This window comes from Sulfitobacter sp. 1A13679 (genome assembly GCF_043557115.1).
In the GTDB taxonomy this organism is placed as follows: Bacteria; Pseudomonadota; Alphaproteobacteria; order Rhodobacterales; family Rhodobacteraceae; genus Sulfitobacter; species Sulfitobacter faviae.
The window spans coordinates 46,882-72,878 of sequence record NZ_JBIFFO010000010.1; the positions used below are offsets into that span (position 1 = coordinate 46,882).

Genomic DNA, 25,997 nt, shown 5'->3' on the forward strand with positions numbered 1-25,997 from the left:
TTGAGGGCAGGGACAACTGAAGAAGACGGCCGGATCGCCCTCATTCAATCGGATATCTGGATCGGCTTTCCACGGGCGGAACAGGTGTTGGACCGCTTGCAGGGCATGATCGAAGCGCCACGACAAACCCGTATGCCTGGGCTTCTTGTGCATGGCGCCTCCGGGATTGGAAAGACGATGATTGCCCGAAACCTGTCGCGCAAGTACGCACCAGAATACGATCCGGCATCAGGCATCACCCGCACACCGCTTCTGCTGTTGCAAGCGCCGCCCGCACCTGATGAACGGCGGTTTTACCTGCATATCCTGGCCGCCGTTGGCGCCCCGGCGACGGCACTGAGCGCCCGCGCTCAAAATGTGGCTTCCCTCGAAGTCCGTGTCATCGCGCTACTGCGTGACCTTGGCCTGCGGATGATCATGATCGACGAGGTTCACAACCTTTTGGCCGGGACCCACCGCGAACAGCGACGCTTTCTCAATGTTCTGCGGTATCTCAGCAATGAACTCGAAGTGTCGCTGGTCTGCCTCGGGGTCAGCGAGGCTGTCGATGCCATCCGTGGTGATATCCAACTTGCCAGGCGGCTGGACGAACATCACCTGCCAAACTGGCGCGATGATGCCGAGTTCTCGGATATGATCCAGACACTCATCGCGGCAATGCCCCTCAACAAAAAATCCAATCTGAAGGTCAAGTCGCTCAAGCAGATACTTGCACTGACCGGTGGGGTGACCTCGCGCATTTTCGCCCTAGTCAAGGATCTTTCCATCGAGGCCATTGTCACCGGTGAGGAATGCATCACCGATGACGCAATCGCAAAATGGACGCCGGTTTGGTCGCGCCATGCGAACGCCCATCGGCGGCTCGAGAAGACCGGCGTGTGACGCTGCGACCGCTGCCAAAGACTGTCGCACCGCTTCCAGACGAGTTGTTGTCAGGTTGGTTGTCTCGGTTGGCTGCGGCCAACTACTGTAATGACGCGGAACTGCTGGCTCATATCGAAATCGATACCACGCATGGCACCGCCTTGGACTTCAGCATCGACGCGGCTGCGGCAGAGAAGATTGCCAATGCCGCACGGGTCGCCCCAGATGTCGTGCGATCTTTGACCTTTCCGGCAATGACGCCACGAGAAGCATCGCTGACGGCCCAGATGCCATTCCAGCATTGTCTGCAATGCTCCCGAGAGGGCCTTTCGCTCAGGCATTGGAGGCGGGCCTGGGCATTCGACTGTCGGGTTTGCGGGACGAGACTTGTGCAGACCCTCGGCAAAGCCGGTGACGAACCAATATCCGACAAACTGATATACCGAGCGCGCCGCGGGGCAGGGATGCTTGAATGCGCCGCGCGATCGCAAGGCCCCAGGCAACTTCGGCGCGCAATGCGCGCAGTCACCTTTGCCATGTCACTTAAGGGCTGCCACGGGGAGCCCTTGTTCGCTCTTCAGAGCCACAGACCGGAAGTGAGGCTGTTGTGCCTTGCCGCAATCGCCGCCGCGCGATCTCATCCTTGGCTAAGGCAGCCATCGTCAGCTCCGCCATAGACGACTTTGCCAAGGTTGCTCTCTTGCGCGCCTTCGAGAAGGAGCATCGATTGCTAGCCGCGGTCGATCACATCGCGCAAAGGCACGCGAGAAGCAAAGGCCCCATGACAGCCGAATCTCGCAATTAAAGGCAAAACTCAATGCCGAAAGCGTCTCGTCTCAGATTTAAGGGAAACGCGACATCGGCCTTGCGAATATGAGGCATCCGGGTGAGCGAAGCGGCAGGCTGCTGGTGCGCGGCGATCCACGATATCGCCTGGAACAGCCAGCCATCACGGTGCCAAGGATCGTCACCCTCCGCCAACGTCAGTTGTTTGATCGCTGCAGTCGCCTGCTCGGCATTGGCAGCAGGTCCCGGCACCCCCGCACCGCTCAGGATCTTGGCGACGTGGCGATATTGGCCGAGAACTATACGTGCAACCTGTTCGGCGAGTGCGTCCTCATCATCGATGGACCACGCCCAGCCGTGGCAGAGTTCGCCATGATCTATTGGAACGAGTTTGAGAGTCATGGGCACGCCGAGCCATTGCCCGAACTTGTAGGGGAGCAACCCAGCCACGATTGACATTCATGGTCGAATGGCAATTGTCATCGCACCTTTCTCTAGGCAGTGGTGGGTAGCGGATCGGTACCCTCGCTGAGGATGGTCAGATAGGCGCGATAGCTGAAAACACGCCCCCGCTTCCTCCCAGTAATCTCCTCAAGAATTCCGAAGCGTTGGAGGTCGGCGAGGGCCGCGTTCACCGTCGGAGCCGACAGACCGGTGTACTCGACCAGTTGGTTCGCGGTCAGGAAGGGGTGCTGCTGGAACAGTTCATGGATACGCAGTGACGAACCGGCGCGATCGCTTTGCGCTGAAATGCGCTCGCGATCCTCCTTAAACAGGTCAACAATCCGCGTGGCGGCATCAAATGCCTGGTTTGCCGTATCCGCCACGCCAGCGAGGAAGAAGTCAAGCCAAGCCTCCCACTGACCATGCTCACGAACCTCCTGGAGCAGGCGATAGTAATCAGCGCGATGCGTCTTAAGAAACAAGCTCAGATAGAGGAGAGGCTTTTGCAGCACCCCATTGACGCAGAGGTACAATGTTACCAGCAACCTGCCGATGCGGCCATTGCCGTCGAGAAAAGGGTGGATGGTTTCAAACTGGACGTGCAGCAGTCCTGCCTTGATGAGAGCAGGAAGGCGGGACTGGTCGTCGTGCATGAAGCGTTCAAACGCGCCGAGGCAATTGTCCAGTTCCGTGACGGGGGGTGGAACGTACAGCGCATTACCGGGACGTGTCCCTCCGATCCAGTTCTGGGAGCGCCTAAACTCCCCGGGGTCCTTGGTGCCGCCACGTCCGCTTTGCAGCAAACGCGCATGCATCTCGCGGATTAGCCTCAGGGACAGTGGCAAGTCTTCGAGGCGCTCCAACCCGTACATCATGGCATCGACGTAGTTCGAGACCTCGCGGATGTCATCGATTGGCTGGCCCGCCTGTGCTTCGGTCTCGAAACGCAGCAGGTCTGTCAGCGTCGATTGCGTTCCTTCGATCTGTGAGGAAAGTACGGCCTCCTTGCGGACATACATATAGAGGAACAGTTCCTGGCGCGGCAGAAGCATCGTGATGCCATCCAGCCGCCCTAAGGCGCGCTCCGCGAGGCTGAGTCGGTCGAGAAGCCCCAGTACGTCGATTGTTGGGACTGGAGGCAGGGGAGGTGGTACGAAGGCGCGGACCGTCTCTCCTGCAACGGGGGTTTCGACAAAGCGGCCAAGGCGTTGGTTGGGGTCTGAATCGGTCATAGCTCACTATGATGCCCCTCTTTTATTTAAGCAATACGGGCTTCGCTTAAATAGTGGGTAGGCTAAGATAAGCGGGTTTAATTAACGTGGTGAGAGTAGGTCAGTGGCAATATGAGCGGGTTCATGGCAGCTTCCTACTGCTCTCGGTTGCAGGAATCCTTCCCGATGCCTGTGCGGAATAGCCTCTTCCAGAGAACACCATCGATCACGAGTCGCCAATCGAGACCTTTCGGCTCATTGGCCCGCATTACGGGCGTCCTACGCGATATGGCAGCTACGCGCACGACAACTCGGATGGCTGAAGAAGGCCAAAGGTCGTATCTGTTACATTCCGAGTCGGGGTTAGTTTCATCAAATCGGCGAACGGAATTCGTGGGTGCTTGTTGTCCATAAATCATCCTGCCCTTTGGTCAGGACCGCGCCCTACTCGGTCGGCTGCATGCAGCCGCCCTCCCCGAGCTGAAACGCTGCCTCTCCCTGCGACGTACCGCTGGCCGTGCCGTCTCCTCCGGAGCCAGCCCGACCAGCCGTCGCATGGTCGTGGCAACGCTTCATCTCGGCCATTCGGTAACGGTCGCTGGGGCGGGGCGGGTCGCTTCAATAGTCTCGTTTTTCCCGTGTCAGCCGGTGTTAGTCCTCGCTTTGCCGGACATGCTGTTCTGCCATCATTGACCGCAAAGGAGTTTCGACAACCGCCGGATCGCTCTGGCCAAAGCTGGCAGAGGGTCGGTGTTGGACGCGATGTAAAAAATCGCAAACTATTGGGATGCCGAAGAGGGTTGGTCCGAAATCGGGATGACCCGCGCCCGGTGCAGATGCCACGGCGGTCTGCTTGAAATCGCTCAGCCAGATGGCACCTCACTCGACCAACTTACCACGGGCAAGCGGTCGCGCCACGTTAGGCAAGGCTCGGCAAAGCGCGAACCCGTCCGGCTGCGGCTCGGGGTGAGAGGGCAGAAAGGACACCGCCCCCGGCAGTTTCATCGGCTGTTCACCTGGGTGTCCTTCGCGGCCACCGCACTTCTCCCGATGTGTTGCTCTGCATGACATGCTGGTCGCAGCTGTCGTCCCGTCCACAAAGGTTGTCGCCGATCTTTTTCCCCTGACCCTACGGGTCATTCCTCGCGCGCCAAAAAGACCGGCGCCTGCCCCTCTCCGCTACGCTTCGCCTTCGGTGTGGCCGGGCCTTGGCCAGCTGCAAGGTGACCATCATTGCAATGCAAACAAGGAGAAGAGCAATGACCACGAACTGCATTAAATTCACCAGCACCGACATCGAAACCGCCAAGGGCGTCGGCTCCATCTCGACCCTGACCTTCGACCTCGACATCACGGTCGAACCCGTCGCGAGCACGAACCCGATGGCCCCCACGCACCGCGTCCTCGGCCGCTCCCCGCGCGGCAAGCTGGTCGAGTGCGGCGGCATCTGGAAGAAGCAGAACAAGGAGACCGGCGCCGACTACTACACGCTGACCATCCGCGACCACGGCTTCAACGCCAACCTCGGCAAGGCCGCAAACCAGGACGATCTGTCCCTGCAGGCTGTCATCCCTTGGGGCCCCAAAGACGCCGCCTAAGCCAACGGCCAGACCGCTCCGGCGGTCTGGTTTTTTCTTGTTCCTGGGAACGACAGCGGTTTGAGTGAACGAACGAAATATGAAGCCCCGAAGCAGCCTATTGCGGGCAACATTGCGAGCTTCATAAGTCCTACACCACCCTTGCTCAGGGCAGCATGACCCCGCGGTTCTGAACGGTCACATACATCAGCGTCCAAGAATTAAGGGAACAGTGACACCCGCATAGCTGTCCTGCACGGTTACACTGTGCTCGGCATCCCGCTCGCGGAGGCCGTGAGATCAGTCTTTGTCTTGGACGAACGGCACGTGCTCAATTGGCGCGACGGATGCTGAGTTATCGGACCTGATGAATACACTCCGCGCGAAAACTCTAAAGATCGGGATGAGACACAGCATCTACATCCCAAAACCGCCGCATTGCTTCCGGAGGAACTCTTGTCAGGTTGGTTGTCGCGGCTGTCTGCGGCTAATTTCTGTCATGCGACGCTTCCTGCTCATGTCTAAATCTGATAGCGCGCCGATCGCCGGACGTGATGCAGATCGTTCAATCATCGCGGCGAGCGCGATGTCAGGCGAAGAGCGCAAGAAGCGGTGCTACGGCCTTCTGCCAGCTGTCACGCGCTTCAAGCCGGCCGATCCAGCCCGCGATTCTGGGGAATTCGTCCAGCGAAATCCCCGCTTGGTCGCGATACATGAATGTGGTCGCCAGATAGAAGTCGGCAAGGCTGAGTGCGCCTGCAATCCAATCCTTATCGTCGAGTCCGGTTTCCAGAACGGCAAGGAACTGATCGGTGGCTTTCCGTTCCGCTTCGACCACAGTAGGATCAGGATCGCCCATGCCGAATTTCTCTTTGAGGAACAGCTCAAAGGACAACTTCTGCATCGCCGGGCCTAGGTGGATGGCTTGCCACCAGGCCCACTGATCGACGAGGGCCCGCGTCTTGAGGCCATCAGGATAGAGCCCTGCCTCGGGCCGGATCCCGGCCAGATAGGCACAGATCGCCCGGGACTCCCAGAGCACGAAATTCCCGTCCTCCAAAACAGGCACCTTTGCATTTGAATTGCGGGCAAGAAATTCCGCCGCGCGGTTGTCCCCGGCACGGATGTCGACCTCGACGATTTCGAGTTCCACGCCCAGTTCGTGCGCCACCGCCCGTACACGCAGCGCATTCGGTGAGAAGTTCGCGTTGTAAAGCCTCATGACATTTTCCAGCATTATTGTTCCTGCGGCGCCTGAAGAAGCGCCGCGCGGTTAGCGGCCAGGAAATCGGCCACCGACTGTCCGGGCTTGCCGGTGAGCGATTCGAGATCGCCGCTGGCCACATCGAGATAGCCCTGCGCGATTGCTTCGTCGAAGGAGGCAAAGACCCTCGCCATGAACTCCGGCAGTCCATTTGCGATCATCGCCTGCACCAGATCCTCGGCGGGCAGGGCGACATAGGGGATTTCCTTACCCGCAATTTCGGACAAGATCGCCGCGACCTCGGCCTGGCTGACCGTCTCCGGCCCGGTGATATCGAGGGTCTCCCTTCCCGTAGCTTTCATTAGCGCCGCGGCTGCGGCACGGGCGCAATCCGCGCGTGTCACATATCCGGTCTTGCCATCTGCTGCGGCGGAGAAATGCGTGCCCATGGCGACGCTCTGCTGGCCGCCCATCAACAGAAAGTCGGTGTACATATTGTTGCGCAGGATCGTATGATCCGCCCCACTTTCCGTGATCAGCTTCTCGGTCCCTTCGTGGTCTTGAGCGAATCCGATTGGACTTTCCGCGACTGGGCCTGCGAAGGAGGTATAGACGATGTGGTCGATACCTACCGTCTTGGCCGCAGCAATCGCATTGGAATGAGCTGCGAGCCGCTTGCCCGGCTCCAGATCGTCGGTGGAGATGATGAGGAGACGCTTGCCGCCCGCGAAGGCTGCTTCAAGAGAAGCCGGGTCGTTGAAATCGCCCTCGCGCGCCTCGACTCTTTTTCCCGCCAGATCGGCAAGCTTGTCGGGAGTGCGCGAGATCGCGATGACCGGCCCGGCACCTGCCTGAACCAGCAGGTCGACCACCTGCCGGCCAAGTTGTCCGGACGCGCCGGTCACGATGAAGGGGCCGTTCTGGATGTTGGACATGGTATCTCTCTTATCTTGATGTTTCTGCAAGCGCGCTTGCGATCAATCGTGGATTTGGGTGGGGGCGGGATTCGCCAGCTTGCCGCGCGCGAAACCCCAGCTTGTGGTCAGGATTTTGATCATCACATCGACCTCTGCCTCATCGCGTGGAGCAAAGGCCATGATCGCATTGGCCGGGATGTATCCGGCCGAGGCCATCGGGTGCTGTTCGCCCCATCCCTTCGCGATGAGTTCCTCAACCGCCGCCAGCGGCAGCATCATGTGCGACGAACCGTCATAGGCGGGATGCACATGCGCAAATTCGCGTCCGATCATGAAGGCTTCGCGCGGGCCGCAGGCATGCGGCCGCGGCAGGACTAATGCCTCGGCGCCGGGGACCGAAATACCCGATCGGCAACGCTCGACGAAGGGCAGGGCGAAGGCCTTCTGCTTGAACAATGCGTGAATCTCGGCCGAGGAGTTCTGCGACACTTGCTCATGCGGGGCGCACTCGGTGGTTTCGGGGCGCGGACCCTGCCGCAAGGGAAGTTCGAAGCACATATCTGGTCCTATCCAAATCTGAACGCGCTTTCGACCGCGCCCAATACGTGATCCTCGAGGGTCTTTTCCCCCCGATCCGCAAGCGCGGCGCCGGCCACGACGTGCAATGGAATTAGATGTTCCTCGCGCGGATTGGCGTCGCGTGCGCCGGGTGCCCGATCCCAAGCAGCCAGCATGGCGCGGCGCGCCCCGGGGTCTTCATGGGTCACCGCACCCGTGAGCCATCGGTCGAAGTCGCCGCCGTTCACCGGGCCATCGGGTCCGCCCCTCATCGCCCGCATCATCTTGCCCATGTTGTGATAGGTGTTGCCGGACCCGATGATCAGAACACCTTCGTCTCGCAAGGGCGCCAACGCGCGACCAGCAGCAAGATGCGCCTCAGCGTCGAGATCGTCGCGCAGGCTCAGTTGGACGGTAGGTATGTCGGCCTCAGGCAAAGCCACCTTTAGCGGAACAAACACCCCATGATCGAAGCCACGCGTAGCGTCGGCCCGGGTTTCAAAACCCGCGCCATTCAATAGCTCGCTTGCACGGGCCGCCAGCGTAGGATCGCCTAGCGCGGGCCAGGTCAGCTGATAAGTATGGGGGGGAAACCCCTGATAGTCGAACAGCAGCGGCGGCGCGGAGTTGGTCTGCACGGTAAACACCCGTTCCTCCCAATGGCCTGAGATCACGAGAAGCGCCTTGGGCTTTGCCGGCAGGCTCGCAGGCAAAGCCTCAAGGAATCTGCGGTGCCTGTCCCAGGTGTCAGGCGGGTTCCAGTCCATGAAGAAGCAAGGGCCGCCTCCATGGGGAACAAACACTGTCGGCTGCCTTTCGGTCATTCTGTCGTCCTTTTGAACCCCAAGCCCGAGGGTGGATGGCCAGCGCCGTGGCAACTCCGCATCGGATTAATTCGTCTCTGTCGGAAACGTCGGCGCATATGCCGACTTTACCGCACGCACGCGATTGGCTGTCATCCACGAGGCGATCAGGAGCACCCAGGTCGCAAGAGCCGGTGGCCAGCCTGGATCGCCCGCGCCCACATGCGCCCCGAACGCCAACACCAGATGCCAGAACATCGCCGCGTAAGCCCAGTCCGCCAGCATCGCCGAAGGGCGCCAGAGAATCACCACCGCGCCGACAATCTTCAAAATCGCGAGCGGCCAGATGATGTATGTGGGATAGCTCAACACCTCGCGATACATGCCCGCGACCATATCGTGGGATGAGATGTAGAAAGTCGCCGCACCCAGATAGACCAGCGCCACAAGGCCGGTCGCGATCCAGTAGACATACTTTGCCACGTTGTCACTCATCACCGCACTCCCTGTTTGCAAGGGCTTGTTCAGCCGCAGTTTCCGCTCTAAGTACCTTTAGGTGTCTTGCATCGTTCGTGAAAGTAGGCACTTAAAAGTAACTAGATTACTTTAACCGCGAGGATAATCCACGATGAAGAGCGTCCAGCCCCCCTCATGCCCGATGGAGGCGCTTCTGCGTGTCATCACAGGCCCTTGGACGATCTATATACTCTGGGTTCTGTCCGAGCAGGGACCGCAGCGTTTCGGCGCGCTCAAGCGTTTGGTGCCCGGCATTTCCACCCGGGTCCTGACCGAGAGGCTGAGAATGCTGGAACATGCTGGCGTTGTATGGCGCGAGCAGGCCATGACCATCCCACCCGCTGTCACCTACGGGCTGACTGAGCGCGGCGCGGAACTGCGCGGCGTGCTGGACAAGCTTGGCTCGATCGCACGCCGCTGGGAGGCCGAGGGTGCCTTTGTCGGGACCGCAAGCGCGGCAGAATGACGGTACCCCTCCTGTTCGCGGGATAATCCCGCGCCCGAGAACAACTCAGGCAGAATCAGACCCGAAGCTCATGACGAATTGAAAACGGCGCTAGAAAAAGCCGCCAAGCGGCGCTTGGTGGGGTAGATCCGCACAGCTTTACGCTTTGCTGCTAAATCAACTTCTATCTACTATACTCACTAGACGGTACAGTAAAGCTTGTAACCGCCTAGTCCTGCCTGGGATAGAGAGAACGAGATGCCCGTGAGAAAAATGGCCGACGTCATGATTGGTGCGCGCGAGGTTTTCTTCCGATGCGGTTACGAAGGAGCCACGGTCGATGCAATTGCCGCTGAAGGAAAAGTGTCGAAGGCAACCATGTATTCGTATTACCCGACCAAGGAGCAACTGTTCCTGAGCGTGGTTGAATCCGAATGCGGTCGGCTTGCGGACGAAATCCTCCGGCCCTTGATCGCGTCTTTGGAGCCGCGCGCCCAGTTGGAAGAACTCGCCCTTCGCATGGTCGACCTCACCTTGGACGACACCTACATCCGTCTCCTGCGAACGTGCGTTGGCGCCTCCGAGGCACTGCCCGAAGTGGGTGAGGTTTATTTTCGCGCAGGCCCGAAACCTGCCCGCGAACTCGTCGGTCGGATTCTGGAGCGCCTTACGCGCGAAGGCGCGCTCGATGTCGATGACGTCCGGCGCGCGTCCGATCACTTCATACACCTTTGCGTTTCGGGGCTACTTATGCCGCGCCTTCTCGCAGTGAAACGAGCTGTCCACCGCGAGCAACATGCGCGCGAAGCGGTCGCTGCATTCCTGCGACTTTACGGTAGCGGCCACAGAGACAAATTTTCAGATTGAGCTCGCTTGCCAAATACGGGGCAGCGCATTAGCTCGCCCAATGACTTAACCGACCGGACGGTACAGGGTGACTGCACAAGTGGAAAAGCAACCGAAGAACGCCTCGCCGAAGATTCTCGGCGCTGCGCGGGCGATTGCGCTGCGAGAAGGCGCGGGAAAGATCACGATCGACGCCGTCGCTCGGGAATCCGGCCTCAGCAAGGGTGGGGTGTTGTACAACTTCCCCACCAAGAAAGCGCTTCTGGCCGGGCTGCTCGACGAAATGCTCGCGGAGCACCGCGAACGTCTGGCGTCGGTCCCGGAAGGGCACAGTTCCCGCACCCTGCGCGGTCATCTCGAGACAGTTCTGCAAGCCGTAAGCACCGATGATGACCTTTCGATGGCTATTCTCGCGGTTTCGGCGTCGGATCCGAATCTTCTGGACCCGCTGAGAAGAGAGCTGTCCCGTGATGTCGAGCGCATCCGTTCGGACGCGCAGGACGACACTGCGGCGATGGTTCTTTTTTTGGCGATCCAGGGTCTTCGTTTCCAGAGGCTTCTTCGCCTCGCGGATGGTGACGACGATCAGCAAGACGCCGCCATCGACAGATTGAAGGACATGATAAATGAGCTTGAATAGAACCAGATACTTCCGAGGAGGTGCCGCTGGATTGGTCGCCCTTCTTCTCGCCATTGTCCTTCTCGTGCAATTCAACCCGGACATCGCATCCAAGGTCTTCGCGCAGACTACGGATGAGGTTTCCGGTGCCGATGCGCAAGGGAGCGCCGAGCAAGACATGGCCCAACCGGTCACGGTCGAAGTATCGCGTGCCGAGCTTCGCGATAGCGATAGGGCGCGCAGCCTGGCAGGCCGCGTGGAGCCCGCCCGGACCGTGGATATTGCCTTTCAGGTTTCGGGTCAGCTTTCCGACCTCGCGGTAGATGCTGGGACTCGGGTCGAGAAAGGCGATTTAATTGCCGCGCTCGACCCAGTCGATTTCGAATTGGCCGTGGATCGGGCGCAGGCCTCTTTCGACCTCGCAAAATCCGAATACGATCGTGCGTTGAGTCTGACCGAGAGGGGGGTGGCGACCGACGCCCGACTTGAAACGAACCGCGCGCAGCTTGCTCAGGCAGAAGTCGCCCTGCGTGAAGCGGAGCGACGCTTGGCTCAAGCCACGATCACCGCGCCCTTCGACGCCATTGTCGCGCGCATCTTTCTGGAGGAGTTTTCGAACGTCACCCCTGCGGCTCCGATTGCCAGGTTGCAGGACATCAGTGAAATGCGGGTGCGGATTTCGCTGCCCGAGGAACTCGCCGCGATGGCACGGGCCCAGCCCGATGCATTCAGGGTAACCGCCTCTTTCCCCGCCGTGCCGGGATATGACGCAACTCTGTATCTGCGGAAATTCGTGACCGATGCAGACCCCACAGCCCAAACCTATGACGTCGAGTTTGCAATCGAGGGCGCCATCGACCCGAGATTGCTGCCCGGAATGACGGCGAATGTGCGCGTAGCCGCCGCCGCGGAGGGTGCGCAATCGCGGTTGGTAGTCGTCCCGGTCTCGGCGATCGACACGACGAGCCGGAGCGAGCCGTCCATCTGGCTGTATGACGAGGGGACCGGCCGGGTGTCCCGTAAGACGATCCGCCTGGGGCTGCCGAACGACGACGAAATCGTCGTGCTTGAGGGGCTCTCCGGAGACGAACTGGTTGTGTCCGGCGGGTGGTGGCGCCTGAAGGAAAACGAAACAGTCGCGGTTCGCGGCCTCTGAACGATCCTGGACCGGAAAACCGAAACCATGACAATGAGTATTTCCCGCGCAAGCATCCGACGTCCGGTCGCCGTTTGGCTGGCAATTATCTTTTGCCTTCTCGGCGGTTTGTGGGGGCTGAACACGGTCGGACGCCTCGAAGACCCGAGTTTCACGCTCAAGACGGCGCTCGTTTTCGTGCCCTATCCGGGCGCGACGGCGATGGAGGTGGAAGAGGAAGTCACCGATGTCGTGGAAAGCGCACTCCAACAGATGAAGCAGCTCGACCGGGTGGAATCGAAATCCATGCCGGGCATGGCCCAGATCACGGTCGAGATCGAGATGACCTATGGGCCCGACGAGATTCCGCAGGTCTGGGACGAGATGCGCCGCCGTATCCGCGACATCGAAGGAGAGCTTCCCTCCGGTGCGCAGTCTCCGATCATCAATGACGATTTCGGCGACGTCTACGGCATGTTCTACGCTGTGACGGCCGATGGGTTGAGCGCCTCGGAACAGCGAGACCTCGCGACTAAACTGCGGCGCGACCTTGTCACCGTCGACGGGGTGGCCAAGATCGAGGTTCAGGGGCTGGCTGAAGAGGAGATCATCATTTCGATCCCTTCGGCGCGCCTGACCGAACTGGGCCTGCCACCGGACCAGATCCTCGGTATCATCGCCGACGAAAACCAGGTTTTCTCCAACGGCGAGATCAGCGAAGGGCTGTCTCGGCTGGGCGTGTCCGTTCCGCCGGGTTATGTCAGCGTCGAGGGCATAGAGGCGCTGCGGCTCGGCGCCCCCGGAGAGGTCGGGCAGATTGCGCTCTACGACATCGCTCGCGTGGTCCGAGAGGAGACAGAGCGGCCGAGCCAGATCGTGCGTCACAATGGCACGCGGGCCTTCACCCTCGGGGTCTCGGCGCTCGTGGACCGCAACGTTGTCGAGGTCGGCAGATCGGTCGAGGCACGGCTGGACCAGCTGAAGACCGAATTGCCGGACGGCGTCGAGATCGTACCGATCTATGAACAGCATAAGGTCGTCGACGAAGCGGTCTCGAGCTTCCTCGTCGGCCTCGGTCAATCCGTGGCCATCGTCATCGGGGCGCTGATGCTGACCATGGGTTGGCGCGCGGGTTTGGTCGTGGGTGCCACGCTGGGCCTCACGGTTTTTTCCACACTGTTTTTCATGTCTGTCTTCGGCATCGAGATGGAACGGATCAGTCTCGGGGCTTTGATCATCGCCATGGGCATGCTGGTCGACAATGCCATCGTGATCGCCGAAGGCATGCTGATTGGCATGGCGCGGGGCAAGTCCGCCGAAGACGCCGCCGCCGATACAGAGACCGCGACAGGGTTTCCCCTGCTTGGGGCCACCGTGATCGGGATCATGGCGTTTTCGGGCATTGGGCTATCGCCAGACGCCACCGGAGAATTCCTGTTCTCGCTTTTCGCGGTTATCGCGATTTCGTTGCTGATGAGCTGGATCCTCGCCGTAACCGTTACACCCTATCTTGGGAAGCTCCTTCTGAAGGCGCCAAGAGACACCTCCAAGGACCCCTATCGCGGCTTAGTCTATTCGGCTTATCGCGGTTTCCTCTGGATGGCGCTGCGCGCCCGCGTGCTCGTAGTCCTGACGGTCGTCGGAATCACGGTCTGGTCGGTCATGGCCTTCGGCCAAGTCAAGCAGGCTTTCTTTCCGGCGTCGAACACCCCGATATTCTACGTCGAATTCCAGATGCCACAGGGCACGGACATTCGAGCCACGAATGAAGAAATGGCCCGGCTCGAGGCGATCATCTTAGGCGAGGAGATAGTGACGGACGTTACAACGCTTGTCGGGCGAGGGGCCAGCCGCTTCATGCTGACCTACAACCCTGAGCAGGCCGATGCGAGCTACGGTCAGCTGATCGTGCGTGCGACCGATGCCACACTCATCCCCGATGTTGCGGCGCGTCTCAATCGCGAACTGCCGGCGCAATTCCCCAATGCTCTTATCCGCGTCGAGGAGATCGTCTTCGGTCCGCCTGCCGGGGCCGATGTCGCCGTTCGCTTTTCGGGACCCGATCCGGTAGTCCTCCGGCAGCTATCGGATAACGCGCTTGCGATCTTCGACGAGGCCGGCACGATCACAAACCCGCGCACAGACTGGCGACAGCGCGAAATTCTCGTCGAACCCATCGTCGACGAGGCTCGCATGCGGTTGGCCGGTGCGACTCGCGGATCGATTTCCGACACCGTGCAATACGGGACCTCGGGCCTGCGGGTCGGCACCCTGCGCGAAGGCGATGCCGAAATCCCTATGTATCTGCGGCTTCCCGAGGTCGAGCGCGACGGGCTGGATCGTTTGCGCGATCTCTCCGTCTGGTCGCCGGGTGCAAATGGCTATGTGCCGATGGCCAACCTCGTCTCCGGCTTTGAGCCCCGCCTCGTCGAGGCCCTTATCCACCGCCGCGACCGTGAGCGTACGATAACGGTCCTCGGCGGTGCAGGCGGCGACCTGACAGCAGATGAGGCCTTTCGCAGTGTCCGCTCTGATATCGAAGCCATTCGGCTTCCCGAAGGCTACACGATGGAATGGGGTGGCGAGTTCGAAAGCGCGGGAGAAGCGCAGGCAAGTCTCGGCAAACAGCTTCCCTTGGGCTTTCTGGTAATGCTGACAATTTCGATCCTGATGTTCAACAAAGTGCGCCAGCCACTGATCCTGTGGCTCGTGGTTCCGATGTCGGTCACGGGGATGGTTCTTGGTCTGCTGTTCACTGGGCTACCGTTCACGTTCACGGCGCTTCTCGGCTTCTTGTCCCTTTCCGGGATGCTGATGAAGAATGCCATTGTGCTGGTGGAAGAAATCGATCAGCAACGCGCCGAAGGTGTCGAGGACTATCAGGCGGTAATCGATGGCTCGGTCAGCCGTTTGAGGCCCGTCGTGCTGGCTGCGGGCACAACGATTTTCGGTATGACTCCGCTCATATCAGACGCCTTCTTCGCATCGATGGCTGTCACAATCATGGGTGGCCTCGCGTTCGCCTCGATCCTGACACTGGTCGCGGTGCCGGTATTGTATGCGCTGTTCTTCTTGATCAAGCCGCCTAAACAAGAAAACGCTCCTTCAGGTTCCCCAGCGACAGCCTGAACGCAGATGCAGTTATAAGCGTTTCTCTGAGCGCCCTCGACCCGTCTTAAGGACGGTGTAGGCATGTTCCGTCGCCTCAAGCGCGCCTTCGAGAAAACCGCCGAATGTCGGAGCCACTTCGGTGCCGCCAAAGACGAGCGCTTCGTCCCACAGGCCTGAAAGAACGCACGGCAGGCCATAGTTCGGGTGGGCAAAAAAGACAGCGAAACTGCGGCTGGCAGCACGCCAGGCGCACTCCCGCTCCATGGTCTAGGCCTTCAAGGCATGGACCGAGGCCCAACTGCTACGCATTCCCGGCAAGGACGGTCTCGCGAAGGCCTTCCGCTATGGTCTCAGCTGCTGGCCGTCATTCGAGCTCTTCCTTGGAGATGGCCGCGTCGGCATCGACGACACCACCGCCGAGCGCGTCATGCGCCCGATCAGCATCGGGCGAAAAAACTGACTTTTTGCAGGCTCCGACAGCGGTGGCGAAACGCTGTCCCGGGCGATCTCCCTTGTCGAGACAGCCAAGATGAACGGCCACGATCGGCAAGCCTGGCTGGCCGAAATCCTCGACCGCATCCACAATCACATGACCAACCCGCTCAACGAACTGCTTTCATGGAACTGGACGCCGATAAACTGATCCGCGGTAACAACCGGGCGGTTACGTTTTTGGGGAAGTGATTACCTTTGAATCTTGAGGTCCGACTTCGCCTTTGCTAGGAATCGAACAACCATTAGAAAATTAGCAAAGTCGAAAGTGCAGATGTCTGGACCCCTTGATCAACTGAAGATTATAGAACTTGGTCACGTAATTGCCGGACCACTTGCGGCAGCTTTACTCTCGGATTTTGGTGCAGATGTCATCAAGATCGAAGCCCCCAACCGGACGGATATGATGCGCGACCTTGGACCCAAGGCAGAGGATGGGGTGGGCGTCTGGTGGAAGACTTTGGGCCGTAACAAGAAAACACTAGGCCTGGACTGGAAGTCCGACGAGGGCCGGGACATCCTGCGAAAGTTGGTCGAAGATGCCGACGTGCTGATCGAAAATTTCCGACCGGGTGTGCTGGAACGTGCCGGTGTTGGGCCAGACGTCTTGCACGATTGGAACCCGGACTTGGTTGTCTTGCGGGTTTCAGGTTACGGACAGGACGGTCCGATGCGCGACGTGCCAGCGTTTGGGCGTGCTGCGGAGGCCATGAGTGGATTAGCGCATCTGACCGGTTTTCCCGACGGGCCGCCGATGCACCCCGGCTTTCCGGCGGCCGACAGCACGACAGGGCTGATGGGCGCTTTGGGAATCATGATCGCGCTATTTGCTCGCGAAAAGGGCATTGCACGCGGTCAGGTCGTCGATCTTGCGGTGTTCGAGGCGTTGCTTCGGTTGATGGACTATCCTGTTCCCGCATTGACGGGCGCGAACCTCTCGCCGCGGCGCAATGGGCTGCGCCAGCCGATGGACTTTGCTCCGGGGGGGATGTTCCGAACGTCCGATGGGGTGTGGCTGACCGTTTCCGCAGGGAGCGCGGAAACCGCGCACCGACTGTTGCGGGCAGTCGGCGGGGACGCCCTTGCCGATGATCCGCGGTTTGCGACACTCGGCGAGATGTCGCAGCACATGACGGTGGTCTTTGACGCGATCAATGATTTCGTCACGCAGCACACGGCTAAGGAAGTGGAGGCGGTATTCGCCCGCCATGATGCCGTTGCCTCGCGTGTGTTGAGTGTCGAGGAAATCGCGACGAACGAGCAGATACGCCATCGCGGGGATATCGTGTCGGTCGCTGGCGAACAGACTCAGGTCATTGGTCCGGTCCCTCATCTCAGCGCGACGCCCGGTCAGCTTCGTTGGCTGGGACGACCGCCTGGCGCAGACAGCCAAAGCATTCTGCGTGATCTTGGTTTTGACGATGAGCGGATCGCTGCCCTATGTGAGGCTGGGCTCGTAAGATTGGAAAGAGGGCGCGCGCTATGACATTTCGATTGACCGCCGACCAACAAGAGATTCGCGACCAGGTTCTGCGGATTTGCGCAAGGTTCGACGACGACTATTGGCTGGATCGGGATCGCAACGGTGGTTTTCCCCATGAACTGCACAGGGCAATGGCCGATGGCGCCTGGCTGGGTATCGCCATGCCAGAAGCTGTCGGCGGCGCTGGTCTGGGGATCACCGAGGCGACCATAATGATGCAGGCAATCGCCGAGTCGGGGGCCGGCGCAAGCGGAGCCTCGGCCATCCACATGAACATTTTCGGGCTCAACCCGGTGGTGAAGTTTGGGACCGATGAGCAGCGCGCGCGTATGCTTGGCCCTCTAATAGCAGGCGATGAAAAGGCCTGTTTCGCCGTGACCGAACCGACGACGGGGCTGGATACCACAAAGCTGAAGACCATGGCGGTGCGGCGGGGGGACAGATATGTCGTGCACGGACAAAAAGTCTGGATTTCTACCGCGCAGGTGGCAGACAAGATGTTGCTTCTGGCCAGAACAACGCGGCTTGAGGATGTGAGCAGCCCGACCGAAGGGCTGAGCCTGTTCTATACAGATCTCGACCGAAATTTCGTTGACGTGCGAGAGATCGAAAAGATGGGTCGAAAGGCTGTCGATTCGAACGAAGTCTTCATCGATGGATTGCCGATTCCGGCTGAGGACCTGATCGGGGAGGAGGGCAAAGGCTTTAGGCAAATTTTGCACGGGTTGAATCCCGAACGCATCCTGGTGGCCGGTGAATGCATCGGTATTGCGCGCAACGCACTGGCGCGAGCGGCGCATTATGCAAACGAACGTGTGATTTTTGACCGCCCGATCGGCCAAAATCAGGGTGTTCAGCATCCACTCGCCAAAGCCTGGGCGCGAGTGGAATCTGCCAATCTCATGGTGATGCACGCTGCAGCCCTCTACGATGCGGGAGAACCCTGCGGCGTCGAGGCGAACGCCGCCAAGCTTTTGGCCGCCGACGCCGCGGTCGAGGCGACCGAAGCCGCGCAAATTACGTTTGGCGGATTCGGATATGCTAAGGAATATCACGTGGAGCGACTGGTACGTGAAGCTCTGCTGTTCCGCATCGTACCGGTGACACCGCAGATGCTTCTGTCGTTCATAGCAGAAAAAGCCCTTGGACTTCCAAAGTCTTACTGATCGGAGATAACGGGCGGGGCTGGTGGGAAAAGTTGTCTTGACCAATTTTCTAACGCCCGTTAGATTACTGGCAGCTGCCCCTAATGGGGAATGGGAGGAGGCGTCATGAATAAGACGCAGTTTGGGTCTTCGAGGGAGGACCTATCAAAACGTGCAACCGTTTACGCAAGCGGTTTATTCACCGGCAAAGTCGTTGTGGTGACCGGGGCCGGAGGCGGATTGGGGCTGGCAATTGCGACCTTGTTCGCAAGGCTCGGGGCCAATCTGGCGATCAATGGACGCAACGAAGAGAAACTGGCTTTGGCCAAGGAGTTTCTTGAAAGTTTCGGGGGCGAAGTTTTCGCTGTGCCTATGACCATCCGGGAGCCTGAGCAGGTCGAGGATTTTGTCGCCAAGACGAACCAGGAGTTCGGGGCGATTGACGTATTGGTGAACAATGCTGGGGGTCAGTTTCCGCAAGCAGCGTTGGAGTTTAGTCCAAAGGGCTGGAATGCGGTCATAGACACCAACCTGAACGGCACGTGGTGGATGATGCAATCCACGGCGCGCCACTGGGTTGCCAACAAGCAATCGGGCTCCATCGTCAACATCGTGGCCGATATCTGGCGCGGCATGCCCGGCATCGCGCATACCTGTGCGGCCCGGGCAGGGGTAGTTTACCTGTCCAAGTCGGTTGCGGTGGAGTGGGCCCCGCACGGTATCCGAGTGAACTGCGTGGCGCCGGGTTGCTGCGAAAGCAACGGTTTCGGGAACTACCCTCCGGAGGGTTCTGCGACCTTTCAGGACTCCAACCCGATGCGGCACGCCGGGGACGAATGGGATGTCGCTGAAGGGGTTGTCTATATGGCGGCGAATTCAGGGAAATTCGTAACCGGAGAAGTTCTGAACATCGACGGTGGGCAGCAATTGTGGGGGGATCCATGGCCAACGGGGCGGCCGGACTACTTCCGGATTACCTGATGTTGGCCGTGAACCTTAGGGGGACAATGATATCTAGATGACGACAAGGATTAACACAGCAATCGGAGCCGATGATGGGGCGATACTGGAGTGCAGCGGGGTCGAACGACGGTTCGGCGGCATCGTCGCTGTCACCGGTGTTGACCTCGTTATTCGACAAGGGGAAATCTTTGGACTTGTCGGTCCGAATGGCAGCGGCAAGACAACGCTAACAAACGCAATTACCGGATTTTACCCGCCAAACGAGGGCAGGGTCCGGCTGGCAGGAAACGACATTACGGGTACGGCGCCTCACAAGGTTGCCAAGCTCGGCGTTGCCAGAACGTTCCAAAATCTTGCCCTGTTCAACGGGATGAGCGTTCTGGACAACATCCTGCTCGGGCGGCACATCCACATGAGCCCAGGCGTTTTGCGTACGGCGCTATATTGGTGGGCAGCACAGCGTGAAGAAATCGAGAACCGTAAAATCGTCGAGGAGGTGATCGAGTTTCTACAGCTCGAGAGCATTCGGCATGAGTTGGTCGATGGTCTTCCGATCGGGTTGAAAAAGCGGGTCGAGCTGGCGCGGGCATTGGTGGCCGAGCCACAGATGCTGATTCTCGATGAACCGATGGCCGGCATGAACCAGGAAGAGAAAGGGTATATGTCCCGTTTCATTCTGGATGCCCGTGCCGAACGCGGCGTCAGCGTTCTGCTGATCGAACACCATATGGATGTCATCACCGGCATTTGTGATCGGATGCTGGCACTGAACTACGGTGAAATGATCGCCAGTGGCATCCCCAAGGAGGTTGTGAAGGACCCGCGGGTCATCGAGGCATATATCGGAGGGTCGCATGACTGATTTTACGAAGAACCGGTCTTCAGGCGGCGAAACGATTGGTGCACTTCTGGCGAAGAACGCGTCGCTCCACGGAAAGGATATCGCCCGTCGCGAAAAAGAGCGTGGGATATGGAAAGAAACCACCTGGGCGGAATACGCCCAAGAGGTGGTGGCCTGTGCGGCTGGGCTTGAAAAAATCGGCGTGAAGCCTGGCAAAGCAGTGCTTGTTCTGGGCGATAACCGTGCGCGGCTCTATGGCGGCATGCTGGCTGTTTCGTTGCTTGGTGCCTACGCCATGCCCGCTTATCCGGGCGCAACTCTTGAGGAACTAAGGCACTTTCTTGGCGAAGTCGAGATCGTCGCGGCCATTGCGGAAGATCAGGAACAGGTTGACAAGATCCTGGAACTGAAGGACGCGGGCGCCGAGGGCATCGACCACATCATTTATGATGAAGCGCGCGGTCTTGGCTTCTACGAGGTTGAAGGGCTGTTGTCCTGGGATCACCTGATCGAAGTTGGTCAGCACGATCTGAACGAAACCCCGGGCCTGCGTGAGGAACTGCTTAGTCGTGCGAAGCCGGAAGATCCGGCCATTTTTCTGCACTCCTCCGGAACGACGGGCGCGCCGAAGGGCATCGTACTGAGTCAGAAGAACGTTCTTGCTGCTGCTCGGAATGGACATGCGGCGGGTGCCTTCGACGAAAATGAGGAGATCCTCGCGTACTTGCCGATGGCCTGGGTGGGAGACTACGCCATAACCGTTGCCGCGGCACTCCTTTGGCGTTTCACCGTGAATGTGCCTGAGCGCCAGGAAACGGTCGTGCGCGACATGCGCGAGATCGCTCCGACCTTCTATCTGGCGGCTCCGAGAAGCTGGGACCAGATGCTGACGACAATCCAGGTGGGTATCGAAAATTCGTCCCCTTTAAAGAAATGGCTGTACCATTTTTTCATGGATCGGGCCATCGCCGCTGAGACACGCAAGCTGAACGGAAAAAGCGGTGGTATATTGGAGCCTTTGGGCCGACTTTTGGGCGAGGCAATCATTTTCGGACCGATCAAGGACCAGTTCGGAATGAGCCGCCTCAAGAACGCGTTCACCGGCGGCGAAGCGATCGGCGAAGACACCTTTGTTTTCTACCGATCCTTGGGAATCAAATTGCGCCAACTCTATGGCCAAACCGAAAACAGCGCGATCAATGCAATTCAGTCTCCGGGTGAAGTGCGCCTTCATACCGTCGGCAAACCCGCGCCCGGCGTCGAGGTGACCATCGCCGAGGACGGGGAGATCCTGGTACGCTCGGACAGCGTATTCGAAGGGTACTTCAACAAACCCGAAGCGACCGCCGAAGCCCTTGAGGGCGGGTGGCTGCATACAGGTGATGCCGGGTATTTGGAGGAAGATGGACACTTGGTTGTTCTGGGGCGCGTCTCCGAGGTCATGCATACGGCCGGAGGCGAGCGGTTTGTGCCAAACTACATCGAGAACCGGTTGAAATTCAGCCCTTATATTAAGGATGCTGCCGTAATCGGCGCCGGGCTGAAGGAACTGACGGCGATGGTCTGCGTGGATTTCGAGGCCGTGGGGCACTGGGCCGAAGTGAACGGCGTACCTTACGTGTCATATGCCGATCTTTCTCAGCGTGAAGAGGTCGCGACGTTGCTTCGCGAGGCCTTCCAACGGGTCAACAAGGCCGTCACCGAACCATTGCGCCTGCAACGCTTTGTCAGTCTGCCGAAAGAATTCGACCCGGACGATGGTGAAATCACACGGACACGAAAACTACGGCGCAAGGTCGTTCAGGAACGCTATGCTGACGTGATCGCGGCGCTCTACGACGGTTCAAAAGAGGTCCATGTAAGCGCGCAGGTGACTTACGAGACCGGGGAAGTAGGGAAGGTCGAAAGAAGCCTTCCCATCAGGGAGGTATAAATGGACTGGGTCTTTCTATCAGAGCTTGCGATCAACGGAGCCTTGACGGGTCTGCTGTACTCGCTATTCGCCATCGGCCTTGTGCTGATTTACAAGGCATCTTCGGTGCCCAATCTGGCGCAGGGCGGGTTGACCATGGTCGGGGCCTATGTGGTCTTGGCGCTGGCACGCGACGTGGGTTTACCCTTGTGGCTGGCCATCCCTCTGGCTGCGGTTGTCATGTTCGGCCTTGGGTTCGGCATTGAGCGTGTTGCTTTGCGCCGTCTCGCAGGTCGGCCGGTTGTCATGATCTTGATGCTGACACTCGGCCTCGACATTTTCCTGCGGGGTACAACGCTTGCGATTTGGGGCGGGACGTCACGTTCGATGGAATTGGGCGTCAGCTATGATCCACTGTTTTTGGACGACATCTTCATCAGCCGCATCCATCTGGTTGGTGCCGGTGTTGCGCTCGCCTTGTTTGTCGCATTCATGCTGTTTTTCCGAACCCGGACCGGGATCAAGTTGCGGGCGATCGCGGATGATTACATGGCTTCGTGGTCGGTCGGCATCTCGGTTGAACGCGGAGTTGGCCTGTCCTGGGCGCTGGCATCTGTTGTTGCTGTCGCCGCGGGCGTTATCTGGGGCGGAATTCAGGGTGTCGATCAGGCGCTGTCGCTGTTGCTGCTCAAGGGTCTGACCGTTGCCGTTCTCGGTGGTCTCGACAGTATCCTTGGCGCCGTGATCGCGGGCATCATCCTGGGCGTCGTCGAAAACGTTGGCGCTGATTTCCTCGATCCGCTTGTCGGAGGCGGAAGCCGTGAGCTTATCGTCGCCGCCGTGCTCATTCTTACGGTCATGATCCGTCCGCACGGGCTATTTGGTCGTCACGACATCGAAAGGGTGTAAGGGATGTTTTACAGACTTTCTGGCGTCCATCACGCCGACTACGTTTCGGACAGCCGTATCTTCAAGGTGCCTGCCGACAGAAATCTGACAGCATTCATCTTTCTGATCGGTCTTGCCGCGCCGTTCATCATTCCGTCGCTTTACCTGAACAGCTACTTGCTTCCCTGGCTGATCTGGACGGCCGCCGCTTTGGGGCTGAACCTGGTGACAGGTTGGGCGGGGCAGCTTCACCTGGGCTATGCCGCGGTCATGGCGGTCGGCGCCTATTCGGCGATCCATGCCGCGCGTTTCGGGGTGCCGTGGGAATTCGCGCTGATCATCGGCGGGTTGACGTCATCCGTGATCGGCAGCCTGTTTGCTTTTGCCGCTTTGCGGGTCAAGGGACTGTACCTCGCCCTTACCACTCTTGCGATGCAATTTGTGATGGACTGGGTTCTGACCCACTCTCCGGCGATCTCGGGGGGCTCACACGCGTCGCTCCAGTCACCGACATTGGCGCTGCTCGGGCAAGAGATTACCACTGATACTGGCTTCTACTATGTCGCCTTCGGCTGGTGTGTCTTGGTGACGATCTTCATGCTTAATCTCAAGCGTACTGGACTCGGTCGCGCTTTGGTCGCTGTCCGTGAAAAAGATTTTGCCGCCGCGATCCTGGGTGTGAACAGTTTCTACTACAAAATTCTCGCATTCGCGACTTCGTCGTTCATCGCGGGCGTCAGCGGTGCGTTGCTTGTTGCCACCTTTTTCTTTCTCGCCGCACCCGAGCAATTCTCGGTTGCCGTTTCGATCCAGGTTCTTGCGATGGTGATCGTTGGAGGTCTTGGCAGCATCATCGGATCCTATTTTGGGGTTGCCCTGATCCTTCTTGTTCCGGGTATCGTGAACGGTCTCGTCGTCACGCTGAGTGAATGGATTGGCATGCAGATCAACGTTGAAACGCTCGCTCACATCCCGAACGCAGTCTATGGCGCACTGATCGTCATTATCCTTCTGATCGAACCACTCGGTTTGGGAAAACTCTACGGCAACATCAGAGACTACCTGATGGTCTGGCCCTTCGATCAGTTCAAGAAATAAGGGAATTGACGATGCAAGAGAAAGTTGAAGCCCAGAACATTCTGTCCATGAACAGTGTCGAGGTGCTGTACGACAATGTAATGCTGGCGATCAAAGGTGTTTCGGTTCAGGTTCCTACAGGCGGGATGATCGCACTCTTGGGATCGAACGGAGCGGGGAAAAGCACCACGTTGAAAGCGATCAGCGGTCTTTTGAAGGCTGAGCGCGGACGCATCAGCCGAGGTGAGATAACGTTCCAGGGAGCGGACATTACCGAAGCGCTCGCGCAAAAACGCGTCGAGATGGGCATCTGTCATGTCATCGAAGGGCGACGAGTCTTCGAACACCTGACCCCCGACGAGAACCTGACCGCCGCCGCGCCGCGCGGAATGTCCCGATCAACGCTGAATGCGGAAAAGGACAAGATCTACGGATATTTTCCGCGGCTTGCCGAACGCAAGAATTCGCAAGCAGGCTATTTGTCGGGTGGTGAGCAACAGATGCTTGCCATTGGGCGGGCCCTCGTGACCCAGCCGAAGCTGTTGATGCTTGATGAACCAAGTCTCGGGCTTGCTCCGTTCCTGGTCGAGGAAATCTTCGGCATCTTGCAAAAGATCAATAAGGATGAGGGCCTGTCCGTCCTGCTGGTGGAACAGAACGCCTTGGCGGCTCTGGAAATCGTTTCGCAAGGGTACCTTATCGAAAACGGCCGCGTTGTTATGCACGGCACCGCCGAGGCGCTCAAATCTAACTCCGACATTCAGGAGTTCTATCTAGGCGGCGGAGAGACCGATTTTCACAACGTCAAGCACTACAGCCGACGCAAACGTTGGTTGAGTTGAGGTACTAATCAGAAGTTGTTCAGGGAGGAACAAATGAAGAAACTTACCAAAGCGTTGGCCGTATTATCAATGTTCGGCGGAGCAATGTTTGGCACCCAGACGCTGGCTGAGCCATTCAAGATCGGCATCTGCTACGATCTCAGCAAGGCCTATACCTTTGCCACGCCGCAGGTTTCGCAGGCCGCGATGGACCTTGCCAAGCTCATCAACATGAAGGGCGGCATCGGTGGGGAACCGGTCGAAGTCATCGTGCGTGACCACGGGAACGAACCGCAGCGCGGAATCGAGTGCTACTCCAAGCTCAGCCGCGAGGGTGTATTCGTCTTCGATACCCTGTCCACTCCGGTCTCTCTGGCTATCCTGCCGCGGGCCATGGAAGACGGGCGTATCCTGATGCAGTCGCTTGTCGGCCGAGGCGATGCCGTTGACGGCACCGTTTTCGAATGGGTCTATCCGGTCGGACCGACCTATTGGGGACAGGCGGCCAATGATGTTGCCTACATAAAGCAATTGCATGATGGCGACTTGTCGGACGTGAAGGTGGGGTTTGTGTATTTCGATTACCCTTTCGGACAGGAGCCGATCGAGATCCTGGAAACCTTGTCCGAAAAAGAGGGTTTCGAGCTTGAGCTGTACCCCGTGCCGCTTCCGGGCAGTGACCAGGCCGGTGTGTGGTCCAAGGTGCGCCGCGACAAGCCCGATCATGTAATCGTCTGGATGTTGGGCGGTGCGCATGTGGTTGCGTCGAAGGAGATGCAGCGCAATCGCATTCCGATGGACAAGTACATCTCGGTCAACTGGTTGAACGAAGTCGATATCGCCAACATCGGTGAAGAGGCCGCCAAGGGTATCAAGCGCGGTACCAATGTCGTGGGCGGTCAGGATATTGCCCTGTATCAGGAAATCATGTCCGAGCTTTATGACAAGGGCGAGGGGTCCGGCCCGATCGAGAAGACGCAGGACGTTTTCTACAACACCGGTCTGGCGATGTATTCAATCATGTTCGAAGCCGCGCGCAGGGCGGCAGAACAGGAAGGCCTTCCGATAACCGCGGAGTCCTACAAAGCCGGACTGGAATCTCTTGAGGGATACGACGCGAACGGGCTGATGGCCCCCATTACGGTGACGGCCGAAGATCATGGCGGCGGCGGTAAGACCCGGATCGAGATGTGGGACGGGGAGACTTGGGTGCCGCAAACCGACTGGATCTCTGAGTACACGGACGTCGTGTGGGACGTGGTGAAAGAAAGTTCCTCAAAATACGAGCAGTGAAAGACAGGTAGCAGGAAGGGTGACGCTACGCAGGGCGGCAGCGGCG

The 25,997-nt window shown here is 59.0% G+C and carries 25 protein-coding genes and 1 pseudogene; 18 read left to right on the forward strand and 8 right to left on the reverse strand.

Annotated elements, in window-relative coordinates:
- Window positions 1-882 carry a TniB family NTP-binding protein gene (locus ACGYLA_RS09630; RefSeq protein WP_152467199.1) on the forward strand — a complete coding sequence of 294 codons (882 nt, stop codon included), beginning with the start codon at window positions 1-3 and terminating at the stop codon, window positions 880-882.
- A complete protein-coding gene (locus tag ACGYLA_RS09635) occupies window positions 819-1,541 on the forward strand; it encodes a TniQ family protein (RefSeq protein ID WP_238368764.1) in 723 nt (240 codons plus the stop codon). Before ACGYLA_RS09630 ends, ACGYLA_RS09635 begins: the two co-directional genes overlap by 64 nt.
- Before the next feature lie 124 nt (window positions 1,542-1,665).
- Here the strand turns inward: ACGYLA_RS09635 and ACGYLA_RS09640 are convergent, their stop codons facing one another.
- Together ACGYLA_RS09640 and ACGYLA_RS09645 are read right to left on the reverse strand one after the other, a co-directional pair.
- The gene (locus tag ACGYLA_RS09640) at window positions 1,666-2,052 is read right to left on the reverse strand and encodes a hypothetical protein (RefSeq protein ID WP_394432130.1); all 387 of its coding nucleotides are present in this window, start codon (window positions 2,050-2,052) and stop codon (window positions 1,666-1,668) included.
- Between the two features lie 92 nt (window positions 2,053-2,144).
- Window positions 2,145-3,326 (reverse strand): Fic family protein, encoded by a 1,182-nt coding sequence (locus ACGYLA_RS09645; protein WP_152467152.1) that lies wholly within the window; start codon window positions 3,324-3,326, stop codon window positions 2,145-2,147.
- Between the two features lie 1,238 nt (window positions 3,327-4,564).
- On the opposite strand from ACGYLA_RS09645, the gene ACGYLA_RS09650 reads away from it, so the two are divergent.
- Window positions 4,565-4,903, forward strand: coding sequence for a DUF736 family protein (locus tag ACGYLA_RS09650; RefSeq protein WP_065331505.1), 339 nt, complete (start codon window positions 4,565-4,567; stop codon window positions 4,901-4,903).
- A 568-nt stretch (window positions 4,904-5,471) separates the two neighbouring features.
- Here ACGYLA_RS09650 and ACGYLA_RS09655 read toward each other — a convergent pair.
- The 5 genes from ACGYLA_RS09655 to ACGYLA_RS09675 form a co-directional block, all read right to left on the reverse strand.
- Window positions 5,472-6,119 (reverse strand): glutathione S-transferase family protein, encoded by a 648-nt coding sequence (locus tag ACGYLA_RS09655; RefSeq protein WP_051372683.1) that lies wholly within the window; start codon window positions 6,117-6,119, stop codon window positions 5,472-5,474.
- Window positions 6,119-7,021, reverse strand: coding sequence for an SDR family oxidoreductase (locus ACGYLA_RS09660; protein ID WP_152467180.1), 903 nt, complete (start codon window positions 7,019-7,021; stop codon window positions 6,119-6,121). Before ACGYLA_RS09660 ends, ACGYLA_RS09655 begins: the two co-directional genes overlap by 1 nt.
- 42 nt (window positions 7,022-7,063) lie before the next feature.
- Entirely contained in the window at window positions 7,064-7,561 is a 498-nt protein-coding gene (locus ACGYLA_RS09665) for a luciferase family protein (RefSeq protein WP_036051542.1), read from the reverse strand.
- Window positions 7,562-7,569: 8 nt separating this feature from the next.
- A complete protein-coding gene (locus ACGYLA_RS09670; protein ID WP_136340168.1) occupies window positions 7,570-8,385 on the reverse strand; it encodes a class III extradiol ring-cleavage dioxygenase in 816 nt (271 codons plus the stop codon).
- Between the two features lie 66 nt (window positions 8,386-8,451).
- A complete protein-coding gene (locus ACGYLA_RS09675) occupies window positions 8,452-8,859 on the reverse strand; it encodes a DoxX family protein (protein WP_043753122.1) in 408 nt (135 codons plus the stop codon).
- A gap of 133 nt (window positions 8,860-8,992) precedes the next feature.
- Between ACGYLA_RS09675 and ACGYLA_RS09680 the strand changes: the two genes are divergently transcribed.
- The 5 genes from ACGYLA_RS09680 (at window position 8,993) to ACGYLA_RS09700 (ending at window position 15,054) form a co-directional block, all read left to right on the forward strand.
- Window positions 8,993-9,346, forward strand: a complete 354-nt coding sequence (locus ACGYLA_RS09680) for a helix-turn-helix domain-containing protein (protein ID WP_229737775.1) — start codon at window positions 8,993-8,995, stop codon at window positions 9,344-9,346.
- A 237-nt stretch (window positions 9,347-9,583) separates the two neighbouring features.
- On the forward strand, window positions 9,584-10,192 hold the full coding sequence (locus ACGYLA_RS09685; protein WP_136340169.1) for a TetR/AcrR family transcriptional regulator: 609 nt from the start codon (window positions 9,584-9,586) through the stop codon (window positions 10,190-10,192).
- A 79-nt stretch (window positions 10,193-10,271) separates the two neighbouring features.
- Window positions 10,272-10,811 (forward strand): TetR/AcrR family transcriptional regulator, encoded by a 540-nt coding sequence (locus ACGYLA_RS09690; RefSeq protein ID WP_136340217.1) that lies wholly within the window; start codon window positions 10,272-10,274, stop codon window positions 10,809-10,811.
- Window positions 10,798-11,946: an efflux RND transporter periplasmic adaptor subunit gene (locus ACGYLA_RS09695; RefSeq protein WP_152467181.1), complete on the forward strand. Its 1,149-nt coding sequence runs from the start codon at window positions 10,798-10,800 to the stop codon at window positions 11,944-11,946. Before ACGYLA_RS09690 ends, ACGYLA_RS09695 begins: the two co-directional genes overlap by 14 nt.
- Window positions 11,947-11,973: 27 nt before the next feature.
- Complete coding sequence (locus ACGYLA_RS09700) at window positions 11,974-15,054, forward strand: efflux RND transporter permease subunit (protein ID WP_152467182.1); 3,081 nt, start codon at window positions 11,974-11,976, stop codon at window positions 15,052-15,054.
- 12 nt (window positions 15,055-15,066) lie between these two features.
- Here ACGYLA_RS09700 and ACGYLA_RS09705 read toward each other — a convergent pair whose 3' ends face one another.
- Window positions 15,067-15,300, reverse strand: a complete 234-nt coding sequence (locus ACGYLA_RS09705; protein ID WP_336246031.1) for a hypothetical protein — start codon at window positions 15,298-15,300, stop codon at window positions 15,067-15,069.
- Between ACGYLA_RS09705 and ACGYLA_RS09710 the strand changes: the two are divergent.
- The 10 genes and pseudogenes from ACGYLA_RS09710 to ACGYLA_RS09755 form a co-directional block, all read left to right on the forward strand.
- Window positions 15,257-15,679 (forward strand): annotated as a pseudogene (locus ACGYLA_RS09710) (transposase); the annotation flags it as partial. The gene ACGYLA_RS09705 and the pseudogene ACGYLA_RS09710 overlap by 44 nt on opposite strands.
- 123 nt (window positions 15,680-15,802) lie before the next feature.
- The gene (locus ACGYLA_RS09715) at window positions 15,803-17,014 is read left to right on the forward strand and encodes a CaiB/BaiF CoA-transferase family protein (RefSeq protein ID WP_152467184.1); all 1,212 of its coding nucleotides are present in this window, start codon (window positions 15,803-15,805) and stop codon (window positions 17,012-17,014) included.
- Entirely contained in the window at window positions 17,011-18,177 is a 1,167-nt protein-coding gene (locus tag ACGYLA_RS09720; protein ID WP_172975950.1) for an acyl-CoA dehydrogenase family protein, read from the forward strand. Before ACGYLA_RS09715 ends, ACGYLA_RS09720 begins: the two co-directional genes overlap by 4 nt.
- Window positions 18,178-18,282: 105 nt before the next feature.
- Entirely contained in the window at window positions 18,283-19,137 is an 855-nt protein-coding gene (locus ACGYLA_RS09725; protein ID WP_028284935.1) for an SDR family oxidoreductase, read from the forward strand.
- A 37-nt stretch (window positions 19,138-19,174) separates the two neighbouring features.
- The gene (locus tag ACGYLA_RS09730) at window positions 19,175-19,981 is read left to right on the forward strand and encodes an ABC transporter ATP-binding protein (RefSeq protein ID WP_136340174.1); all 807 of its coding nucleotides are present in this window, start codon (window positions 19,175-19,177) and stop codon (window positions 19,979-19,981) included.
- Window positions 19,974-21,893 (forward strand): long-chain fatty acid--CoA ligase, encoded by a 1,920-nt coding sequence (locus ACGYLA_RS09735; RefSeq protein ID WP_368999367.1) that lies wholly within the window; start codon window positions 19,974-19,976, stop codon window positions 21,891-21,893. The genes ACGYLA_RS09730 and ACGYLA_RS09735 overlap by 8 nt, the downstream gene beginning before the upstream one ends.
- Complete coding sequence (locus ACGYLA_RS09740; RefSeq protein WP_152467186.1) at window positions 21,894-22,781, forward strand: branched-chain amino acid ABC transporter permease; 888 nt, start codon at window positions 21,894-21,896, stop codon at window positions 22,779-22,781.
- 3 nt (window positions 22,782-22,784) lie between these two features.
- Window positions 22,785-23,858, forward strand: coding sequence for a branched-chain amino acid ABC transporter permease (locus ACGYLA_RS09745; protein ID WP_152467187.1), 1,074 nt, complete (start codon window positions 22,785-22,787; stop codon window positions 23,856-23,858).
- Between the two features lie 11 nt (window positions 23,859-23,869).
- Window positions 23,870-24,679 carry an ABC transporter ATP-binding protein gene (locus tag ACGYLA_RS09750; protein ID WP_152467188.1) on the forward strand — a complete coding sequence of 270 codons (810 nt, stop codon included), beginning with the start codon at window positions 23,870-23,872 and terminating at the stop codon, window positions 24,677-24,679.
- A gap of 33 nt (window positions 24,680-24,712) precedes the next feature.
- A complete protein-coding gene (locus tag ACGYLA_RS09755) occupies window positions 24,713-25,951 on the forward strand; it encodes an ABC transporter substrate-binding protein (RefSeq protein ID WP_394374333.1) in 1,239 nt (412 codons plus the stop codon).
- The last annotated feature ends 46 nt before the right edge of the window (window positions 25,952-25,997 follow it).

Excerpts from the sequence above, each read along its gene's own strand:
- ACGYLA_RS09635 (WP_238368764.1), top strand. The coding sequence starts at position 819 with ATGGACGCCGGTTTGGTCGCGCCATGCGAACGCCCATCGGCGGCTCGA.
- ACGYLA_RS09640 (WP_394432130.1), bottom strand. The coding sequence starts at position 2,052 with ATGACTCTCAAACTCGTTCCAATAGATCATGGCGAACTCTGCCACGGC.
- ACGYLA_RS09645 (WP_152467152.1), bottom strand. The coding sequence starts at position 3,326 with ATGACCGATTCAGACCCCAACCAACGCCTTGGCCGCTTTGTCGAAACC.
- ACGYLA_RS09650 (WP_065331505.1), top strand. The coding sequence starts at position 4,565 with ATGACCACGAACTGCATTAAATTCACCAGCACCGACATCGAAACCGCC.
- ACGYLA_RS09655 (WP_051372683.1), bottom strand. The coding sequence starts at position 6,119 with ATGCTGGAAAATGTCATGAGGCTTTACAACGCGAACTTCTCACCGAAT.
- ACGYLA_RS09660 (WP_152467180.1), bottom strand. The coding sequence starts at position 7,021 with ATGTCCAACATCCAGAACGGCCCCTTCATCGTGACCGGCGCGTCCGGA.
- ACGYLA_RS09665 (WP_036051542.1), bottom strand. The coding sequence starts at position 7,561 with ATGTGCTTCGAACTTCCCTTGCGGCAGGGTCCGCGCCCCGAAACCACC.
- ACGYLA_RS09670 (WP_136340168.1), bottom strand. The coding sequence starts at position 8,385 with ATGACCGAAAGGCAGCCGACAGTGTTTGTTCCCCATGGAGGCGGCCCT.
- ACGYLA_RS09675 (WP_043753122.1), bottom strand. The coding sequence starts at position 8,859 with ATGAGTGACAACGTGGCAAAGTATGTCTACTGGATCGCGACCGGCCTT.
- ACGYLA_RS09680 (WP_229737775.1), top strand. The coding sequence starts at position 8,993 with ATGAAGAGCGTCCAGCCCCCCTCATGCCCGATGGAGGCGCTTCTGCGT.
- ACGYLA_RS09685 (WP_136340169.1), top strand. The coding sequence starts at position 9,584 with ATGCCCGTGAGAAAAATGGCCGACGTCATGATTGGTGCGCGCGAGGTT.
- ACGYLA_RS09695 (WP_152467181.1), top strand. The coding sequence starts at position 10,798 with ATGAGCTTGAATAGAACCAGATACTTCCGAGGAGGTGCCGCTGGATTG.
- ACGYLA_RS09700 (WP_152467182.1), top strand. The coding sequence starts at position 11,974 with ATGACAATGAGTATTTCCCGCGCAAGCATCCGACGTCCGGTCGCCGTT.
- ACGYLA_RS09705 (WP_336246031.1), bottom strand. The coding sequence starts at position 15,300 with ATGGAGCGGGAGTGCGCCTGGCGTGCTGCCAGCCGCAGTTTCGCTGTC.
- ACGYLA_RS09715 (WP_152467184.1), top strand. The coding sequence starts at position 15,803 with ATGTCTGGACCCCTTGATCAACTGAAGATTATAGAACTTGGTCACGTA.
- ACGYLA_RS09720 (WP_172975950.1), top strand. The coding sequence starts at position 17,011 with ATGACATTTCGATTGACCGCCGACCAACAAGAGATTCGCGACCAGGTT.
- ACGYLA_RS09725 (WP_028284935.1), top strand. The coding sequence starts at position 18,283 with ATGAATAAGACGCAGTTTGGGTCTTCGAGGGAGGACCTATCAAAACGT.
- ACGYLA_RS09730 (WP_136340174.1), top strand. The coding sequence starts at position 19,175 with ATGACGACAAGGATTAACACAGCAATCGGAGCCGATGATGGGGCGATA.
- ACGYLA_RS09735 (WP_368999367.1), top strand. The coding sequence starts at position 19,974 with ATGACTGATTTTACGAAGAACCGGTCTTCAGGCGGCGAAACGATTGGT.
- ACGYLA_RS09740 (WP_152467186.1), top strand. The coding sequence starts at position 21,894 with ATGGACTGGGTCTTTCTATCAGAGCTTGCGATCAACGGAGCCTTGACG.
- ACGYLA_RS09745 (WP_152467187.1), top strand. The coding sequence starts at position 22,785 with ATGTTTTACAGACTTTCTGGCGTCCATCACGCCGACTACGTTTCGGAC.
- ACGYLA_RS09750 (WP_152467188.1), top strand. The coding sequence starts at position 23,870 with ATGCAAGAGAAAGTTGAAGCCCAGAACATTCTGTCCATGAACAGTGTC.
- ACGYLA_RS09755 (WP_394374333.1), top strand. The coding sequence starts at position 24,713 with ATGAAGAAACTTACCAAAGCGTTGGCCGTATTATCAATGTTCGGCGGA.